Below are 18,449 nucleotides of genomic sequence, written 5' to 3'. Positions count from 1 at the left end.
ACTCTTCTCTGTAACTGTGTCGGCGTGTGTCTGTGATTACGAACAATTCATGTGCTCATGACAGGTTTGATTTTTCAATTGGTATATTAAATGTAAGCATTTCCCCAATACGAACGTATCACACGAAAATATCAGTAACTTTCCATGTCCAAAACGTACTAAAACCATGTCAGAAACCGTTGCGATCCGCCAATTAACTGCGGAAGACTACTTCGACCTGAAGGAATCCATGAGACTGGCCTACCCCGACATGCAGGGTAGCTACTGGGGGGAAGAAACGCTGAAAAGGTTGATCAAACTGTTCCCCGAAGGGCAGATCGCCGTAACTGTCAACGACAAGGTAGTGGGCTGCGCGCTCAGTATTATCGTGGACTACGGCAAATTCGGGGACGAGCATACTTACGAACAAATCACTGGTTATTATACCTTTAACACCCACGATACGAAGGGCGACACCTTGTATGGGATAGAGGTATTTGTGCACCCCGACTACCGGGGACGCCGCCTGGCGCGCAGGCTGTACGACACCCGTAAATCACTGTGTGAGCAACTGAACCTGCGGGGAATTGTATCCGGCGGACGTATTCCCAAGTATGAAAAGTACGCGGCCAGCCTCACGCCAAGGGAGTACATCGAAAAGGTGCGGGATAAGGAGATTTATGATCCCACGCTTACTTTCCAGTTTTCCAACGATTTTACCGTAAAAAAGATATTGCGTAACTATCTGCCGTCCGACGAGGCCTCTAAAGGCTTCGCCACGTTGCTGCAGTGGTACAATATCTATTACGAGAAAGACGCGGATACTATCCGTTACAGTAAATCTACCGTGCGTATTGGCCTGGTACAGTGGCAGATGCGTGCTTACGACGGGTTTGATGGATTGATCCAGCAAGTGGAGTACTTCGTGGATGCAGTAAGCGACTATGGCTCCGACTTCGTGGTGTTCCCCGAGCTGTTCAACGCCCCGCTGATGATCGAGTTTAATCAGCTGGACCAGGCCGCCGCCATCCGTGGACTGGCCAAGTATACGGAGCGGTTGAAAAACGAATTTATCCGGTTCGCGGTGTCGTATAATGTTAACATCATTACCGGCAGCATGCCCACCGTCATAGATGAGCAGCTTTACAACATTTCGTACCTCTGCCGCCGTGATGGCACGTATGACTCGTATACCAAGATTCACATCACCCCTAACGAAGTAAACGCCTGGGGCATGAAAGGCGGCAACGAAGTACGTGTATTCGATACCGACTGCGGTAAGATCGGCATCGTGATTTGTTACGATGTCGAGTTCCCCGAACTACCCCGGCTGTTAGCCCAGCAGGGCATGCAAATCCTATTCGTACCCTTCCTGACCGACACCCAGAACGGTTATAACCGTGTACGTTTCTGTGCACAAGCCAGGGCCATCGAAAACGAGTGTTACGTGGCCATTGCCGGCAGCGTGGGCAACCTGCCCAGGGTGAATAACATGGACCTGCAATATGCCCAGTCAGCCATCCTCACCCCATCAGATTTTGCCTTTCCGGTGACCGGCGTAAAAGCCGATGCGACTCCAAATACAGAGATGATCGTGATCGCCGATGTGGATCTTGTGCTGTTGAAGGAGTTACATGCATACGGCAGCGTGCAAACGATGAAGGATATACGTAGGGACCTATATGAGATCGTCATTAAACAGAAATAGGCCATTCAAACGACCCATTTAATTTAATGTACAATCAACACAAAACAAGAAAAAGCGCAAAACCAAATTTTTAACCAATACTGTAAAAAGAACACAAATAATGTCAAAGACTATCAACCTGGCTCTCCAGATCATACCATCCGTACCTTCAGAACAGGTGTATCCCGTTGTAGATGAAGCGATTGCCGTTATTAAAGCCTCCGGCGTAAAGTATCGCGTGTGCCCGTTTGAGACCGTCATGGAAGGAACCTACGAAGAATTGATGGAAGTCGTGAAAAAGACCCAGGAAGTATGCTTCAAAGCCGGCGCTTCGCAACTGCTGGTATATATAAAGATGCAGATCCGTAAGGACGAGGATGTGACAATGGAGGAGAAGACGGGCAAGTATGATGCGGAAGCAAGTTTGTAGATAATTACGATAAACAGCGCGGCCATTTCTTTCAGGAGATTGAAGGAAATGGCCGCTCTATTTTTGTCAATATATGTTGATAGATTGGCTGCCGACGTTTGGGATAACAGTCAGGTAAACTGGCTATAACTTGCAGGTAACCTGGCTATAACTTGCCGATAACTTGACTATAACTTGCCGATAACTTGACTATAACTTGAACATAACTTAACGATAACTTGACCATAACTTGAACATAACTTAACGACAAGCAAACCAAACTAGCACGAAGGTTGCCTCCCGCCAGTCGAAATGCCCCCGGGAGTAGCAAGCACTCTCAACCCGTCATTATATGTTGCAAACGCGAAGATCAGAGCGCAAGTTGGCTTCCCTGCGTCGCCATGAAGGAGACGGGAAGGCCTTTTTTTGTCATTGGTAATGAAATGAAGCAGACATCCGCTCTAGTCCCGCCCGCCCAATAAACGTTTCCAAAGAAAAAGCGATACGCAAGTTGCAATCGCCTGCCCATGGTCATACCTTTACGCTCCAAACAACCCACCAAACACCAGGTAAGCAACAATCAGGGTAAAGAAGATATTAAACACCTGCGCGATAACGAACGCCAGTGCCGGACGGCTGTTTCCTGCGCCAAAAATATCTTTGAACTTTGTTTCGAGGCCGATGCACACGAAAGCCAGGGCGAAAAAGAAGGTTTGCAGGTCTTTGATCGGCGCTTTCAGGTCCTTGAAGGTGGCAGGCGACACCAGGAAGGAGAAGATGAGCGATGCAACGATAAAACCCAGTACGAATTTCGGAAAACGCTCCCAGATGGTTTTGAGGCCAGGTTTAGGCGCGTTCTCCTGCTTCTTGTTGTAAGCCCAGTATAGTGAGATGCAGAAAGCAGCAATGCCGAGCAGCACGTTCTGCGAGAACTTCACGATGGTAGCGATCTTGAAGGCCTCCTCGCCGGCGAGTGTGCCCGCAGCCACTACCGCACCAGAAGTATCGATCGTGCCGCCAAGCCAGGCACCCGTTACGGCAGGCGACATATTCAGGGCATGTGCGATCGGCGGCATCAGGAGCATCATAGGGATGGCAACGATGAGCACGAGGGAAATCACCTGCGATAGTTTCTTGTTATCGCCTTCGATGGCGCCGGAGGTAGCAATGGCCGCAGAAACGCCACAGATGGATACAGCGCTGGAGATCATCATGCGGAATTCATCATCCAGGCCAAGCTTTTTACATACCCAAAAGGAGAAGTACCAAACGGTGAACACCACGACCACTGATTGGATAATGCCAAACGCACCGGCCTTCATGATGTCGCCGAAAATGATGGTGCTACCAAGCATTACCAATCCGATCTTGATATATAATTCCGTTTGTATAGCGGCTTTCAGCCAGGCGGGTACGCGAAGCACGTTGCTGATGAACAGTCCGAGCAACAGGCTGAACAATACGATCTCGATACCGTATTGCTGAATGGCTTTATTACCGGTGATTACCTGTGCAAAGAACGCGACCGTCACCAGGAATAACGCGCCCAGGAACAGGTGAATACTTACCGGTTGAGAGGAGAGGAGCCTTGTTATAGCGAGGCAGGAACACAGCCACACGTACAGCACGCCCATATTACCCCAGTTTTTAGCGCTGCTGAGTTGTGCAGTGAGACTGGCACCGTCACTCCACTCGAATTTCGGAAGGGTGGGTTTTAAGCCCGAAAAAATAAGGATCAGTGAAAGGCCTGCGAGCACTACCGCGATCCAGTCTTCGTGTAGTGTCTTTTTCATAGAAGTAGTCGACATGTTTGGTTGATCGTTTTGTATCTAGTGGAAGAAAATATAACCAACGATAATAGCACCTATCACGCCTACCACATCCGCGATAAGGCCACAGGTAACGGCGTAACGTGTTTTTTTGATATTCACCGAGCCGAAATATACGGCCAGCACATAAAACGTGGTTTCCGTAGAGCCCTGCATAATACAGGCCATACGTCCCTGGAAGCTGTCGGCACCATAAGCCTGCATCACATCTACCATCGCTGCACGGGCACCGCCACCGCTGAATGTTTTCATGATGCCTACCGGTAAGGCAGGTACGAAATCGGTGTTGAAGCCCAATGCGCCCACCACGTAGCCGATGCCTTGTGTAAGGTAATCCATGCAGCCCGTGGTACGCAGTGCGCTGATGCCGATCAGAAACGCTACCAGGTAAGGAATGATCATCACTGACACCTGGAAGCCTTCTTTAGCGCCATCGATAAAGGTTTCGTATACATTGATACCGCGCTTCACGCCGGCCATCAGGAACCATACGATTATCGCGAGTATGATAAAACCACCAACACCGCCAACGTACGGCCCCACTTTATCTGCCGGCAGCACGCTCACCCACCAGAACAACAGGGATACGATAGCCATACACAGCAGCATGAACACCAATACCGGTCCGCGGAAGAGCTTAATGCGCTGATACAGCGACACCGCAATCATACCGGAAATAAAAGAGATCAGGGTGCCGATCAATGTAGGAATAAATATATCCGCCGGGTTAGCCGCGCCCTGTGCCAGGCGCATGGCCATAACGGAGGTTGGTATTAAGGTGATACCCGCCGTGTTAAGTACGAGGAACATGATCTGCGCATCACTCGCGGTTTCTTTATCCGGGTTCACTTCCTGCAACTCTTTCATGGCCTTCAAGCCAAGGGGAGTAGCAGCGTTATCAAGCCCGAGCATATTAGCAGAGAAGTTCAGCATTACCGAACCCATCGCCGGATCTTTTTTGGGAATGCCTGGAAACAGGATCGAGAAGAATGGACTTACCGCACGGGCAAAACGCTCGATCATTCCGGCCTTTTCACCCACACGCATAATGCCGAGCCACATCGTCATCATCCCGATCAATCCGATGGCGATCTCCACGCTGGTCTTAGCACTGTCGAACATCCCGGAAGTAACCTGACTGAAGAGGCCGACGTCGCCCAGCACGATTACTTTGATGCAAGCCACCACGAACGCTATAACAAAAAACGCGATCCATACATAGTTCAATACCATATGCTAATAATTACGAAATGGTAAGTTATTTGCCTACCAGCGCTCAAAATAAACAATTTTAACAACCATTACTCAATTGTATATCCTATCTTTGCGCAAATTTTCGAAAAAAATGGCGTTACAAGCAGGTATAGTTGGTTTACCGAATGTGGGCAAATCAACTTTGTTCAATGCAGTGAGTAATAGTGCAAAAGCACAGGCAAGCAATTACCGTTTCTGTACTATCGAGCCCAATGTTGGCCTGGTAGACGTTCCGGATCCCCGTCTTAAAAAACTGGAAGAGCTGGTAAAGCCTGAACGCGTTGTGCCTACTACCATCGAATTTGTAGACATCGCCGGTCTTGTAAAAGGCGCCAGTAAAGGTGAAGGCCTGGGTAACAAGTTTCTCGCGAACATCCGCGAAGTAGATGCGATCGTACATGTGATCCGCTGCTTCGAAGATGAAAACATCCTGCGTGAAGAAGGTGCGATCAACCCTGTTGGCGATAAAGAAATCATCGATACGGAACTGCAGCTGAAAGATCTCGAAAGCGTGGAAAAGAAAATCGCGCGTACCGAGAAGATGGCTAAAACCGGCGGCGATCCCAAAGCTAAAGCAGAGTATGAAGTACTGAAAGCTTGTAAAGAACATCTCGAAAAAGGTAAAAATATCCGCGAACTGGGCCTCAGTAAAGAAGAACGTGTAGCAATCGCTGACCTGTTCCTGCTGACTGAAAAGCCAGTATTGTACGTGGCAAACGTTGACGAAGCTTCTATGCTTACCGGCAACAAGTACTCTGAAGCTTTAGCCGCTTCTGTTAAGGCAGAAAATGCACAGGTGATCGTGATGAACAACACCATCGAAGCGCAGATTTCCGAAATGGAAGATGCCGACGACAAAGCGCTGTTCCTGTCCGAATACAAACTGGAAGAACCAGGCCTGAACCGCCTGATCCACTCGGCTTACAACCTGCTGCAGCTGATCACTTACTTCACTGCCGGCGTACAGGAAGTTCGCGCCTGGACTATCCACCGCGGCTGGAAAGCGCCACAGGCGGCCAGCGTGATCCACACCGATTTCGAGAAAGGGTTTATCAAAGCGGAAGTAATCGCTTATGATGACTATGTAAAATATGGCTCCGAAGCCAGCGCGCGCGATAACGGCCGCCTGAGAATTGAGGGTAAAGAATATATCGTTAGCGACGGTGATGTGATGCACTTCCGATTTAACGTGTAAGACACTTCAAAAGTGATTTTGAAGGTTACAACAAAAAGAGACGGCTCCCGGGTAATCCGGGGGCCGTCGACAATTATGGCAATTCGAAAGTTAGCGGAACAGTCCGTCAAAGGTAATGGAGGCGTAGTATACACCACCGATTGACGGGTTACCGAACGAGGTAATGTAGTAGTGGTTCAGCAGGTTGGAAGCACCGATTTTAATGATCGCCTTGGCTTGCGGTATCTTATAGTTAATCTGCGCATCGATGGTACCAAACGCTGGCACCGGGCCATATGCGAAGGTAGACGTCCAGTAGTAGGCATCCTGCCAGCGATAGTTCACGTTGAAGCCGATATTCTTGTACACGTTACTGTTCGCCACGCCCACGTTAAACCGCCATTTAGGCGTATTAAAATCGCTGTACAAACCTTCCGGTTCTTTAGAGATAGTGTTGTACGATGCATTGGTGCTGAATGTCCAGGTTTTCTCTACATAATCCAGTCCCAATGCAGCGCCCTGGGTCGTTACTTCTCCGGGATTGTTTACTACGGTAGATATGGCTTTATAGTTACCGGTGGCCAATCCCGCCGGTGTACCATCGGGCGTTTGCAGTAATACCAGGGTGGATACAAAGTTTTCGTATGAGTTATAATAGTAGTAAGCGTCGATCAGCAGTTTCTTGTTGATAAGGCCCCTGTAACCAATCTCGTAAGCCTTTACACTTTCGGGTTTAAACTCGCCGAAGGTGTACTGCTGCAGGTCGGCCGGATTGCCGGTCTGTCCAAACTTCCTTACACTGTTTTGCGTATACCCCTTATTGTTATAGAGATCGTATTTAGTGAGCAGCTCCGGTAAACCGCCGATCAGGTAAGTATTGGCGCGTACCAGCAGGTCGATGTACTGGTTTTGCGTAGTCGGGTTGCGGAAACCAGTCTGGAAGGAGAGGCGGATATTGTTTTCCGGGGCCACGGTGAATACGCCCGAAATGCGTGGCGTAAAGCGGCCTTCGAAGTTTTCGTTCTTATCATAACGAACGGAGCCCGTTAGTTTGATGCGGTCTTTCGCGAGTTTTTTACCAACTTGTATAAATCCACCGTATTCGTTGATGTCGATGTCGCGGTCCTTATCGTCAAAGATAGTACCGTCGGAGGACAGCGCATATTTACGGAAGTTGGCACCCACCTGTAAGTCAAACACCTTTACCAGCTCGGAGAAGTTGTACATGCCTTCGTAGTGCCAGAGGTTCGTCTGGTCGTTAAACTTCGCGCCGCCACGATCGGCACCGAAACCGATGTATCTTTTGGTGAGTGAATCTTTAGCGCGATTGAACGCATCCGAACCAGGTGCAAAGCGGCCGGTATTGGCAGCGTTACGGGCAAAAGCATGCGCCTGCTCTTCTGTGAGCCCCTGGCTGCGTGCCCCTACGAAGTTGCCTACATACTGCGGGAACCAGGTGGTGCTGGGCTTCCAGCTTTCATTCAGGAACGTGGCCAAGGCGGTAGCGTTGTAGGCATCGCCCGAGTTCTCCTGCGTGGTGTAACCTCTTACAAAGAAGTTTTTGCCGCGCAGTTCTGCTTTATATTGACCTAATGTAAAGTTGCGCAGCGAGTAACGATCGGAGCCGGTGTATACACTGGTACCTTTACCCCAGTTACCTTGTAAAATCAGCTCCAGGTCGGGTGTAAAGCGATAATGTGCGGCGGCGTTCACGCGAAGGCTTTTCACGCTGTAATCCACCACGTCGCTTTCGCGGTAGCCGGTGCGGGATACGGTCTGGTTAGGAATAAGGCCCGCCTGTGTGCCGGCATAAAAAGGTTGTGTAGTTTGATTGGTCGCCAGGAAGGTATTGATCTGCGCCTGTGTAGGCTGCATCCCGGTTTGTGCCTGGTAGTTGGCCACATACTGCGCCGTTGCCTGCCCCAGCACGTTCTGCGCTACACTGCGCATATTGGCATTGATTTCATCTCCATAACTATTAATACCATCGTAGTTAGGATCAGCCGCATGAGAGGTGCCCGGTTTACCTACGAGGTTCAGGCGGTCTATATTGCTGGAGTCCGAAGCGCGCCAGTCATCGGCCTGCAGATAAGAAACATTCACTTTGAACGCGAACTTGCCAAAGGCCTTGGCGTAACGGGCTGACAGGTCCGGGATAAAACCAACCGGCGCCTGTTTATCGTTTACGTGATTAATACCGCCTTTCAGTTGCAGGCTCAGTCCCTGGTAATCGAACGGACTTTTACTGTTCATCAGCAAAGTACCATTCGTACCGCCTGCACCATACAGGGCAGACGAGGCGCCAGGCAGCAGCTCCACACTTTCCACATCCAGCTCGTTGATACCAACCACGTTACCCACCGCGAAGTTGAGACCCGGTGCCTGGTTGTCCATACCATCGATAAACTGGTTGAAACGGGTATTGCCATTCGAGTTAAAACCACGTGTAGTAAGGGAGTTGAAGGTAAAACTCTGCTGACTCGATTCCACCCCTTTGATCTTCGTTAACCCGTCGTAAAAGCTCATGGACGGACTTTCCCGGATAGCCTTTGTGCTTAAGCGTTCGATGGACACCGGCGATTCTAAAATGTTCTGCGAAACACGGCTGGCAGATACCACCACTTCCTGCCCTAAAATTTCGGTGGAAGTAAGTGAGAAATTAATGTCGGCCGCGCTGTTCACGGCCAGTTCTTCCGTTTTGTAACCCACGGAGCTGAACACTAACGTCAGGGGAAAACTGCGACTTGTTGTAATCTGGAAGGCGCCGGTTGTACCCGTCACCGCACCGGTAGCCGCGCCTTTAACAGACACGGTTACGCCGGGCATCGGCTGGCCGGTCGTTTTATCGGTTACCACACCTTTGATGGTCTGGCTCTGTGCAACCACGGTTGCGGCAGAAAAAATCAACAGGAATAACATACAGGGGTACAGAAGCAGGTAGTTCTTCATAAACGGAGGTTTTGGTTTTCGGTTGCTATACGTGGAAAAAAGTCTTTACTAAATATAACAAAAAAACTCATTCTACCAAGAAAGAGAGGGGGCTATTTTCGGGTGATTTTTCCGGTAACGCGAACGAATATATTTACTTCGCTAACCAACGCTGCAGGATCGCGCCGATCTTTTCAAATTCGATCAAAAACCCATCGTGACCATAAGGGGAATCGATTTCATGATAGGCTGCATTAGGTATGTGTTGCCCCATGAATCTTTGCTCTTCCGGCGGACATAAAATATCGCTGGCAATGCCGATCACTAAGGTGGGTTGGGTAATGAGCGCGAGGGTAGCTTCGCCGTCCGTTTCGCGACCGCGGGCAATATTATGGCTGTCCATCGCTTTGGTGAGCAGCCAATACGTTTGCGCATTGAATCTTTTCACCAGTTTGTCGCCCTGGTAGTCGATATACGACGCCGCGCGGAAGTTGTCGGTCTTATTCTTATCTGGTTCTGTTTGTGTGCGCACGAAAGTCTGGTAGTTGCGGTACGTGAGCATGCCGATCGCGCGGGCGGCCTTTAGTCCGGCTGCACCAGCAGAAGAACTGGCATCTTTCCAGGTAGGATCGGCTTCTATCGAAAGCCTTTGCGCCGTGTGCACCGCAATGCCCCAGGCACTTTCGGCGGAGCCGGTAGCGAGCAGGAACAGGCGGCCGATCACGTCCGGTTCGGCAAGCGTCCATTCCAGGGCCTGGTATCCACCCATGGAACCTCCTACCAGCAGGTGAATTTCAGTAATGCCAAGATGCGTCCGCAGCAGCTGATGCGCCTTTACCATATCGCGGATAGTGATCTGCGGGAAGTCGAAGAAATAGGGAGTACCTGTTTCCGGGTTCACCGACAACGGGCCGGAGCTGCCATAGCAGGAACCCAGGATGTTGGCGCAAACGATAAAGTACTTCGACGAATCGATCACCCGGTGCTGGCCTATCAGTCCCGACCACCAGTCGGCCACGTCGGAATTGGCCGTGAGCGCATGACACACCCATACTACGTTATCGCCAGCGTCATTCAACGTGCCGTAGGTATGATACGCAATATCCAGTTCGGGCAGTATGCAGCCTGATTCCAGTTCAAAGGGTTGTGTATGGTGGTAAGTCTGAAGCGCCAAGGGCTTGTTTTTTGCGCAAACCTAAGTAAGAATAATGACTATGACAAGCAGCGTTTCCGCTTTTGTGCAATCTTCGTTATCTTTGAAGTATAATCAAGACACCTTATCAGTTTATGAAGATCGCCTTACAAAGAATTGACGACGGATTTAATATGGAAGCTGTGGACGAGAACGGACACAAAGTATTAATGGATTCTTCTGTGGAAAACGGCGGGAAGAACAATGGCGTTCGTCCCATGCAGATGTTGATCATGGGGCTGGGCGGTTGCTCGGCCATCGATGTGGTAATGATCCTCAAGAAGCAACGCCAGGAAATAACCGACTTCAGAATTGAGATAGATGCAGACCGCGAGAAAGGTAAAGAACCTTCTCTGTGGGAAACCGCGCATATCAAATTCTTCCTCGAAGGCAATATAGATGCCGATAAAGCACAACGCGCAGTGGAACTTTCCATGAACAAATATTGTTCTGTAGCCGAAACCCTGCGTACATCAAAAACCAAACTCACCTGGGAAGTGAATGTTTCCCCCGCAAAATAAAATGAGCCAGGAAAACCAACAGTATCATCCGGAGACAAATGCCATCAGAACACGGGCCGCGCAAACACAGCACATGGAGCATTCCAGCCCGGTATTCTTAACTTCCAGCTTTACATTCGATAATGCGGAAGATATGCGCGCCGCCTTCGCCGATGAAACAGACGCCAATATTTACAGCCGCTTCAGCAACCCGACGGTAGATGAATTTGCTGCCCGTTTAGCCTCGCTTGAAGGCGCCGAAACAGGTTTTGCTACATCCTCGGGCATGAGCGCGATCTTCGCCAGCTTTATGGCCTTCCTTAAGGCAGGAGATCACCTGGTATCGTGCAGCTCTATCTTTGGATCTACGCATACGGTTATCACGAAGTTCCTTCCGAAATGGGGTATCGAGTATACTTATTTTGATATCAATTCACCCGCATCGCTGGAAGCCGCCATCCGCCCAAATACGCGCATGGTGTTCCTCGAAACGCCATCTAACCCGGGCCTCGATGTAATTGATCTCACTTATGTTGCAGAAGTGTGTAAACGTAAAAACGTGATCCTGAACGTGGACAACTGTTTTGCCACACCGGCATTGCAGAAGCCTATTCTGCAGGGTGCCGACATCGTTACGCATTCGGCCACCAAGTGGATCGACGGACAGGGACGTGTACTGGGAGGCGCCATCGTAGGTCGCGCGGAGCTGATCAAGGAAGTACATACTTTCTGTCGCAGCACTGGTCCGGCCATGTCGCCGTTTAACGCCTGGGTGCTGAGCAAAAGCCTGGAAACACTGCATGTTCGCATGGCACGCCATTCATCCACCGCACTGTCGCTGGCGGGCGCTTTACAGTCGAACGACAAACTGGAATGGGTGAAATACCCGATGCTCGAAAGCCATCCACAGTATACCATTGCCAAAAAGCAGATGACAGCAGGTGGTGGTATCCTTTGTTTCGAGATCAAAGGCGGGCTGGAAAAAGGCCGCAAGTTCCTGGACGCGCTGCAAATGTGCTCACTCACTGCGAACCTGGGGGATAGCCGTACCATTGTATCGCATCCATCCTCTACCACCCACGCCAAACTTTCTGAGGAAGAAAGGCTGAAAGTGGGCATCACACCGGGTCTGATCCGTATTTCCTGCGGACTGGAGCATCCGGAGGACATTAAGAACGACATTGAACAGGCTTTGCAAAAGGCATAACCTGCTATCTTATAACTGCAACGCCTCCTGTAAAATAATTACGCAGGAGGCGTTTTAGTTTCCCGGAATTATCTATCTTGGTTTAAACAATAAGCTAATGCGTTTCTGGATCGCCTTTGTATTGAACGTGATTTTAAGCTGCCTGCTCGGCCTGGCCCTCGACTGGTGGGTGGTGGCTATCGTAGCCTTCATTGTTGGTCTGTGGATTACCTTGAAGCCCTCAAAGGCCTTTCTCAGTGCATTCCTGGCTGTTTACTGTTTGTACCTGGCCATGGCGCTGATCACCGACATGCAAAACGATCACATATTGGCTACCCGTATGGCCGACCTCATACTGAAAGTAAAAACTCCTTACCTCATCATCCTCATTACCGGCATTCCCGGTGCGCTGGTAGCGGGGTTCGCGGCCTTAAGCGCGTCGTTGCTGCGTAAGAGAAAGCCGGTTACGCCGGCCACCGCCGCCTAATTTGCTTACTTATGCCCAAATTGCTTCTGACCCTCTTATGCTGCTTAGTAATGACGAATGTCCATGCCACCCTCATCCGCGGCAAGGTAACCGACCAAAACGGCAATGTACTTCCTTACGCCACGATCCTCATTAAAGGCACTACCAACGGAGCCACCGCCAATGCCCAGGGCGTTTATCAGCTCGAAGTGCCGACCGGCCCCCAGGTAATCGTATGCCAGTATCTTGGTTTTAAGAAGCAGGAGCAATCCATCAACGCAGCCGGCAACGACCAGCAGCTTAATTTCATCATGCAACCCGTGAGTTTACAGGTGAAAGAAGTAGTCGTGCGCTCTGGCGGCGAAGATCCAGCCTACGCCATTATCCGCCAGGCCATCCGTAAACGGTCATACTATCGGAAACAGGTAAACGAATATACCTGTGAAGCCTACATTAAAGGCTTTTTCAAACTACGCGGCGCGCCCAAACGCGTACTCGGACAAAAGATCAAGAACGACGACCTGGGGCTGGATTCTACGGGCAAAGGCGTCGTTTTCCTGTCAGAGTCCGTGACACGCATCGCTTTTCAGCAACCTGATAAACTGAAGCTCGACGTTGTGTCGGCCAGGCAAAGCGGGGGAGGACTGGGCATTAGTTTCCCGGCATTCATCAACTTTTACGATAACAATGTGGAGGCGATCATTTCGCAGGTAAATCCGAGGGGCTTCATTTCCCCGATCGCGGAATCTGCCCTCATGCATTATAAATACCGCCTGGAAGGCACGTTTACCGAAGATGGAAAGATCGTGAACAAGATCCGCGTGATCCCTAAGCGGAAGCAGGAGCCTGTGTTTTCGGGTACCATCTTCATTACGGAAGATGACTGGCGCATTCACAGCACCGACCTGCTGCTTACCCAGGAGTACCAGCTGGAGTTGGTAGACACGCTGCGCATCCGCCAGATACATGTACCGGTTACCGCGGACGTATGGCGCACGAAGGACCAATTCATTTACGTCGCTATTAAACAATTCGGCTTCGATGTGGTGGGCAACTTTGTAAACGTGTATTCCAATTACAACCTGCAACCAAACTTCTCTAAAAAGTATTTTGATAAAACTTTCATGAAGTACGATACTGCCGCCGAAAAGCGCAGCATCACTTACTGGGACAGCATCCGTCCCGTTCCGCTGGAAGCCGAGGAAGCGCGCGACTTCGTGTTGAAAGACAGCACCGCCAAAGCCGACCGCGATTCGTCCCGGTCGAAACGACATATCGACTCATTACGCCAGAAGCGGCGCGGGCCAAAGGTTTGGGACATATTGTGGGAAGGCGTCGATTATCCGCTGTACTTCCGGCAGGACAGCAGCATTCGTTCGCATGATATACGGATGAAGGGATTGATAAGGGGGCTGGAATACAACACCGTGGAGGGTTTGGTGGTACAGGCGGCGCCGGGTATTGATTTCAGTTTGAAGAATGGACGCTCGTTAGCCTGGAATAACCTCTTCCGCTATGGCTTCAGCAATACGCACCTGAACGTTAGTTCCGAACTCGTGTACCGCGGCAAACGAAAAAAATACAGCGAATCGCGGAATGTGTGGACGCTATCCGGCGGGCAAAAGGTTTCCCAGTTTAATCCGGAGAATCCGATTACGCCGCTGCCGAATAGCTTATACACCCTGTTGCTGAAGGAAAACTACATGAAGCTGTACGAGCGTCAATTTGTACAATTCCGCTACGCACGTCGTTTCGACAATACACTGCGTGTGGCAGCATCCTTGGGCTACGAAAACCGGTTACCGCTCGAGAATACCACTGACTTTGTCATCTTCGATAATAAAGACAAAACCTTCCTGCCCAATCACCCGCAGGAATTGGCGGGCAGGCCGTTCGTCCGGCACCAGGCCATGCTGTTCAACGCCAGCCTGCGCTTTCAGCCGGGGCAACGTTTTATCGAATACCCGACCGGTCGCAGTGCAATGGGGTCGAAGCAGCCGGTGTTTGAAGTGAGTTACAGCAAGGGCATTCGCATATTCGAAAGTGATGTGGACTTCGATAAATGGAAAGTGTCGATGCAGGATGAGATCAACTTTAAACTATTTGGGGAACTGCGCTACAAATTGTCCGGCGGCGGCTTCCTGAACCGCAAAAGTGTGAGTTTACCCGATTTGCAACATTTTAATGGCAACCAGACTTTCTACAACATCAATTACCTGAACAGCTTCCAGCTGGCACCGTACTACCAATATAGCACGGATGCGCGGTTATACGGCATGGCGCATGTGGAGCACCACTTCAACGGTTTCCTCACGAATAAAATTCCGTTGTTCAATCGTCTCAAATGGCACCTGGTGGGTGGCACAAATGCGTTCTACGTGAACAGCAACAACAATTATGTGGAAATTTTTGCCGGGCTGGAAAACATCTTCAAGATAATAAGAGTCGATGTGGTGGCCGGCTACCAAACGCAGGCGCCGACGACAGTAGGGGTGAGAGTGGGGTTCGGCGGCCTGTTGGGAGGCGCCGTGTCATTTTCTAACTAGAAAAAAGAAATAACCGTAAAGTAACAAGCCACCTTCGTTCAACTGTAGGTGGCTTGTTTACTTGCTTGCCAATTATATGATCAAAAACGGTTCAGTCTCCTTCTGTATGCGGTGCGGTAGCCCTTGCCCGCAGTTTTGCTTTCATCCCGGTCATAAAAGTAAGCGAGAAGACGGTAGCACCAAATGGCGGTCACTACCAGAAAAAAGTAAATTACGTATGTGTTCATAGTTGTCAACTTTAAGGGTTAAGGTTCCTTGGTTACTTGCCGAGTAAATTTCCAAAAGTATGCCAACGGTAAAGTATGCTTGTGGTGATCGCTTAATAAATGGGATTAAATTATAATTTGAGTTTGTGTACTGTAGAAAATCTCCCCATCCCGGGATTTCCGTATCTTTGCCGTCATCATTTTATAACAGACAAATAGAAATTTTGTTCGTCCGGCGTACGTCCTTAAAATTTCCAACTATGGCATTACACAACAGAGTATCGGCCGATCTACTCAAAGAGAGACTGGCAGCAGAGACATTTAATCGCGTTACCATTTCCTTCTACCAGTACGCGAAAATTACCGACCCGCAGCTTTTCCGCGATCAACTTTACCAGGGATTATTTGACCTCGCCGTGTTTGGCCGCATTTACGTGGCGCACGAGGGCATCAATGCGCAGATCAGCGTTCCGGAACATAACGTAGACGCTTTCCGCACTTTCCTGTATTCGTTCGACTTCCTCAACGGCATTCGGCTGAACATCGCGGTGGACGATAATGGTAAGTCATTTTACGTACTCAAAATTAAAGTGCGTGAGAAGATCGTAGCCGACGGCATTGAAGATCCATCCTTCGACATTACCCATCGCGGCCAGTACCTCGACGCGGCAGCATTCAATGAATTGTCAGCCAAGCCCGATACGGTGATCGTGGACATGCGCAACCACTACGAATTTGAGGTTGGCCACTTCGAAAACGCGCTGGAGGTGCCGTCAGACACTTTCCGCGAGCAGTTGCCGATGGCGGTGGACATGCTGAAGGACCAGAAAGATAAAAACATCATCATGTACTGTACCGGCGGCATCCGGTGTGAGAAAGCATCTGCGTACTTCCTGCACAACGGTTTCAATAACGTGTTTCATCTCGAGGGTGGCATTATTGAATATAGTAACAAGGCGAAGGAACACGGATTGCCGAATAAGTTCAAAGGTAAAAACTTCGTGTTCGACGATCGCCTGGGTGAACGCATAGGCGAGGAGATCATCAGCAAATGTCACCAGTGTGGCGAGCCTTGTGATGATCATACCAATTGTGCGAACGATGGTTGTCACCTCTTGTTTATCCAGTGTAAAAAATGCGCAGAGAAATTCCAGGGCACCTGTAGCGACGAATGCCAGCATGTGTACAATCTGCCTGAAGAAGAGCAGGCATTGCTGCGGCAGAACATCGACAAAGGGCATCATGTATTTAACAAATCGAAACAGCGCTTACGGCCACGGCTTGGCGACCGGTAAACGCATCAGCATAAAGAAAAAGCTGCCTGTAAACTGGCAGCTTTTTTTATGCGTAAACTCAAATAGAAAAGTTAAAATCTAACCGCTCATAATTAAAGCGTTGGCATCTTTGCATCAATGCTGTAGATTTGTAACTTACTTTATGAGAAGAGCTACGTGGTATAAATGGACAGTTTGCGCTCTGCTGCTGATCGTACAGCTTTCTGCTGGCGTCGTATCATCGTGGGCTACCGTTCATACACCGCCGGCCATCTCTTACGCGATTGACGAAACACCACTGGAAGTGACCATGCCATGTGGCACCGTGGAGGCAGACGATGTTGAAGTTACCGCATCACACCTGCATACGAAACGTCCTGGTCGCATCAAGTTACGCTACTACGTTTCTCCTTTTTGTCAGCAATACGATCTCACGCCACGGCAAAGCGGCGTAATACCTTACGCGAGCAACTGGCAACCCATCGTCACCGACGAGAACAAAACCGGCGAATACTCGCTGGTGCGTTCATTCTTACCTGGCTACTATCAATTCCTCTTCCGGCAAACGCCATTCTGATTTTCGCATTTCTTATAGTAACAATGACGTACACCCAAGTGCCGCCTGCAACTGAAACTGGCGGCGGGCGGATTATTTTACCCGTTCCGTGCTAATGCGGAGCGCGAAACTTTATTGACATGCGACTCAACCTGGTAATTTATAGTTCACTGGCCGCCTTCTCGTTGGCAGCCTGCAATAACGCGGAAGGCAGTAAACAAACCGACGTAGTAAAAAACCTGCCCGTTACACAACTCATCGCCAAAGACACCTTATTATACCGCAGTTACGTAGCGGATATCGAAGCCATACAGAATGTGGAAATACGCGCCCGCGTGGGTGGATTCCTGGATATGATCCACGTGGACGAAGGAGAAGAAGTGAAAAAAGGGCAATTATTGTTCAGCATCAGCGATGGCGAATACAGGGCGGAGTTGTCACGCGCAAAGGCAGCATTGACCAACGTGATCGCAGAAGCAAAAGCAGCAGCACTGGAAGCCGAAAGAGTGAAACTGCTCACCGATAAAAAAGTAGTGGCACCCTCTGAACTGGAAGTGGCCAAAGCAAGACTGGCCGCCGCAGAGGCTAAAACGGAGGAGGCACGATCTACCCTCACCAATGCAGAAGCAAGACTGAAATACACCGAAGTACGCGCACCTTTCGACGGACTGATAGACCGCATTCCGCTGAAGAAAGGCAGCCTGGTAGATGAGGGCACCCTCTTCACCACCATCTCCGACATCCGGCAGGTATACGCTTATTTCAGCGTGTCCGAAACAGAATACCTGCAATATTCCAAAGCCCGTCATCAATACGACGACGTGCATTTAATACTGGCCGACGGTAGCGATTACCAGCAGCCCGGCAAGATCGAAACAGTGGAAGGTGAATTTGAAGAAAGCACCGGTTCCATTGCATTCCGTGCCCGGTTCAACAACCCGGCGAAGCTATTGAAACATGGCTCCAGTGGCAAGGTTCGGCTCTCCAGCGAAGTGGGAAATGCCGTGATCGTGCCACAAAAAGCGGTGTTTGAGATGCAGGATAAAAATTACGTGTTCGTGGTAGACAGCGCCAATCGTGTACAGATGCGCAACTTTATACCACAGACCCGCATTTCGCACTTCTACATTGTGCAGTCGGGCTTAAAGCCCGGCGACCGTGTAGTAGCCGAGGGCGTGCGCAACATCCGCGACGGCATGGCGATACAGCCAAGGCTTGTGCCGATGGACAGCTTGCTGAACCTGTAATTCCTTCATCCAAAAA

General features: G+C 49.9%; 14 protein-coding genes. 10 read left to right on the top strand and 4 right to left on the bottom strand.

The window, feature by feature from the left end; genetic code table 11:
- The first annotated feature begins 166 nt into the window (after window positions 1–166).
- Both MKQ68_RS08975 and MKQ68_RS08970 read left to right on the top strand, forming a co-directional pair.
- Entirely contained in the window at window positions 167–1,687 is a 1,521-nt protein-coding gene (locus tag MKQ68_RS08975; protein WP_264282999.1) for a bifunctional GNAT family N-acetyltransferase/carbon-nitrogen hydrolase family protein, read from the top strand.
- A gap of 100 nt (window positions 1,688–1,787) precedes the next feature.
- Window positions 1,788–2,096, top strand: a complete 309-nt coding sequence (locus MKQ68_RS08970) for a thiamine-binding protein (RefSeq protein ID WP_264282998.1) — start codon at window positions 1,788–1,790, stop codon at window positions 2,094–2,096.
- A 518-nt stretch (window positions 2,097–2,614) separates the two neighbouring features.
- On the opposite strand, the gene MKQ68_RS08965 is transcribed toward MKQ68_RS08970, so the two are convergent.
- Together MKQ68_RS08965 and MKQ68_RS08960 are read right to left on the bottom strand one after the other, a co-directional pair.
- Complete coding sequence (locus tag MKQ68_RS08965) at window positions 2,615–3,868, bottom strand: YeiH family protein (RefSeq protein WP_264282997.1); 1,254 nt, start codon at window positions 3,866–3,868, stop codon at window positions 2,615–2,617.
- A gap of 36 nt (window positions 3,869–3,904) precedes the next feature.
- Window positions 3,905–5,137: a nucleoside recognition domain-containing protein gene (locus MKQ68_RS08960; RefSeq protein WP_264282996.1), complete on the bottom strand. Its 1,233-nt coding sequence runs from the start codon at window positions 5,135–5,137 to the stop codon at window positions 3,905–3,907.
- Between the two features lie 112 nt (window positions 5,138–5,249).
- On the opposite strand from MKQ68_RS08960, the gene ychF reads away from it, so the two are divergent.
- The gene (ychF, locus tag MKQ68_RS08955; RefSeq protein ID WP_264282995.1) at window positions 5,250–6,353 is read left to right on the top strand and encodes a redox-regulated ATPase YchF; all 1,104 of its coding nucleotides are present in this window, start codon (window positions 5,250–5,252) and stop codon (window positions 6,351–6,353) included.
- Between the two features lie 90 nt (window positions 6,354–6,443).
- Here the strand turns inward: ychF and MKQ68_RS08950 are convergent, their stop codons facing one another.
- Both MKQ68_RS08950 and metX read right to left on the bottom strand, forming a co-directional pair.
- Window positions 6,444–9,281, bottom strand: a complete 2,838-nt coding sequence (locus MKQ68_RS08950; RefSeq protein ID WP_264282994.1) for a TonB-dependent receptor — start codon at window positions 9,279–9,281, stop codon at window positions 6,444–6,446.
- A 133-nt stretch (window positions 9,282–9,414) separates the two neighbouring features.
- Window positions 9,415–10,434 carry a homoserine O-acetyltransferase MetX gene (metX, locus tag MKQ68_RS08945; RefSeq protein ID WP_264282993.1) on the bottom strand — a complete coding sequence of 340 codons (1,020 nt, stop codon included), beginning with the start codon at window positions 10,432–10,434 and terminating at the stop codon, window positions 9,415–9,417.
- A 113-nt stretch (window positions 10,435–10,547) separates the two neighbouring features.
- On the opposite strand from metX, the gene MKQ68_RS08940 reads away from it, so the two are divergent.
- The 7 genes from MKQ68_RS08940 (at window position 10,548) to MKQ68_RS08910 (ending at window position 18,433) form a co-directional block, all read left to right on the top strand.
- The gene (locus tag MKQ68_RS08940; RefSeq protein WP_264282992.1) at window positions 10,548–10,973 is read left to right on the top strand and encodes an OsmC family protein; all 426 of its coding nucleotides are present in this window, start codon (window positions 10,548–10,550) and stop codon (window positions 10,971–10,973) included.
- Window positions 10,954–12,159, top strand: a complete 1,206-nt coding sequence (locus tag MKQ68_RS08935) for an O-succinylhomoserine sulfhydrylase (protein WP_349773810.1) — start codon at window positions 10,954–10,956, stop codon at window positions 12,157–12,159. Before MKQ68_RS08940 ends, MKQ68_RS08935 begins: the two co-directional genes overlap by 20 nt.
- A gap of 97 nt (window positions 12,160–12,256) precedes the next feature.
- Window positions 12,257–12,625 carry a hypothetical protein gene (locus tag MKQ68_RS08930; protein ID WP_264282990.1) on the top strand — a complete coding sequence of 123 codons (369 nt, stop codon included), beginning with the start codon at window positions 12,257–12,259 and terminating at the stop codon, window positions 12,623–12,625.
- An 11-nt stretch (window positions 12,626–12,636) separates the two neighbouring features.
- Window positions 12,637–15,150: a DUF5686 and carboxypeptidase regulatory-like domain-containing protein gene (locus tag MKQ68_RS08925; protein WP_264282989.1), complete on the top strand. Its 2,514-nt coding sequence runs from the start codon at window positions 12,637–12,639 to the stop codon at window positions 15,148–15,150.
- A 466-nt stretch (window positions 15,151–15,616) separates the two neighbouring features.
- Window positions 15,617–16,651, top strand: coding sequence for an oxygen-dependent tRNA uridine(34) hydroxylase TrhO (gene trhO / locus MKQ68_RS08920; RefSeq protein WP_264282988.1), 1,035 nt, complete (start codon window positions 15,617–15,619; stop codon window positions 16,649–16,651).
- A 142-nt stretch (window positions 16,652–16,793) separates the two neighbouring features.
- Window positions 16,794–17,207 carry a hypothetical protein gene (locus tag MKQ68_RS08915; RefSeq protein WP_264282987.1) on the top strand — a complete coding sequence of 138 codons (414 nt, stop codon included), beginning with the start codon at window positions 16,794–16,796 and terminating at the stop codon, window positions 17,205–17,207.
- A gap of 119 nt (window positions 17,208–17,326) precedes the next feature.
- On the top strand, window positions 17,327–18,433 hold the full coding sequence (locus MKQ68_RS08910; RefSeq protein ID WP_264282986.1) for an efflux RND transporter periplasmic adaptor subunit: 1,107 nt from the start codon (window positions 17,327–17,329) through the stop codon (window positions 18,431–18,433).
- Window positions 18,434–18,449 lie beyond the last annotated feature (16 nt).

The organism is Chitinophaga horti (assembly GCF_022867795.2).
Classification (GTDB): Bacteria; Bacteroidota; Bacteroidia; order Chitinophagales; family Chitinophagaceae; genus Chitinophaga; species Chitinophaga horti.
Note: the sequence above shows the minus strand (reverse complement) of the source record. Positions and strands in the feature narration are given on the sequence as shown.

Excerpts from the sequence above, each read along its gene's own strand:
- MKQ68_RS08975 (WP_264282999.1), top strand. The coding sequence starts at position 167 with ATGTCAGAAACCGTTGCGATCCGCCAATTAACTGCGGAAGACTACTTC.
- MKQ68_RS08970 (WP_264282998.1), top strand. The coding sequence starts at position 1,788 with ATGTCAAAGACTATCAACCTGGCTCTCCAGATCATACCATCCGTACCT.
- MKQ68_RS08965 (WP_264282997.1), bottom strand. The coding sequence starts at position 3,868 with ATGAAAAAGACACTACACGAAGACTGGATCGCGGTAGTGCTCGCAGGC.
- MKQ68_RS08960 (WP_264282996.1), bottom strand. The coding sequence starts at position 5,137 with ATGGTATTGAACTATGTATGGATCGCGTTTTTTGTTATAGCGTTCGTG.
- ychF (WP_264282995.1), top strand. The coding sequence starts at position 5,250 with ATGGCGTTACAAGCAGGTATAGTTGGTTTACCGAATGTGGGCAAATCA.
- MKQ68_RS08950 (WP_264282994.1), bottom strand. The coding sequence starts at position 9,281 with ATGAAGAACTACCTGCTTCTGTACCCCTGTATGTTATTCCTGTTGATT.
- MKQ68_RS08940 (WP_264282992.1), top strand. The coding sequence starts at position 10,548 with ATGAAGATCGCCTTACAAAGAATTGACGACGGATTTAATATGGAAGCT.
- MKQ68_RS08935 (WP_349773810.1), top strand. The coding sequence starts at position 10,954 with ATGTTTCCCCCGCAAAATAAAATGAGCCAGGAAAACCAACAGTATCAT.
- MKQ68_RS08930 (WP_264282990.1), top strand. The coding sequence starts at position 12,257 with ATGCGTTTCTGGATCGCCTTTGTATTGAACGTGATTTTAAGCTGCCTG.
- MKQ68_RS08925 (WP_264282989.1), top strand. The coding sequence starts at position 12,637 with ATGCCCAAATTGCTTCTGACCCTCTTATGCTGCTTAGTAATGACGAAT.
- trhO (WP_264282988.1), top strand. The coding sequence starts at position 15,617 with ATGGCATTACACAACAGAGTATCGGCCGATCTACTCAAAGAGAGACTG.
- MKQ68_RS08915 (WP_264282987.1), top strand. The coding sequence starts at position 16,794 with ATGAGAAGAGCTACGTGGTATAAATGGACAGTTTGCGCTCTGCTGCTG.
- MKQ68_RS08910 (WP_264282986.1), top strand. The coding sequence starts at position 17,327 with ATGCGACTCAACCTGGTAATTTATAGTTCACTGGCCGCCTTCTCGTTG.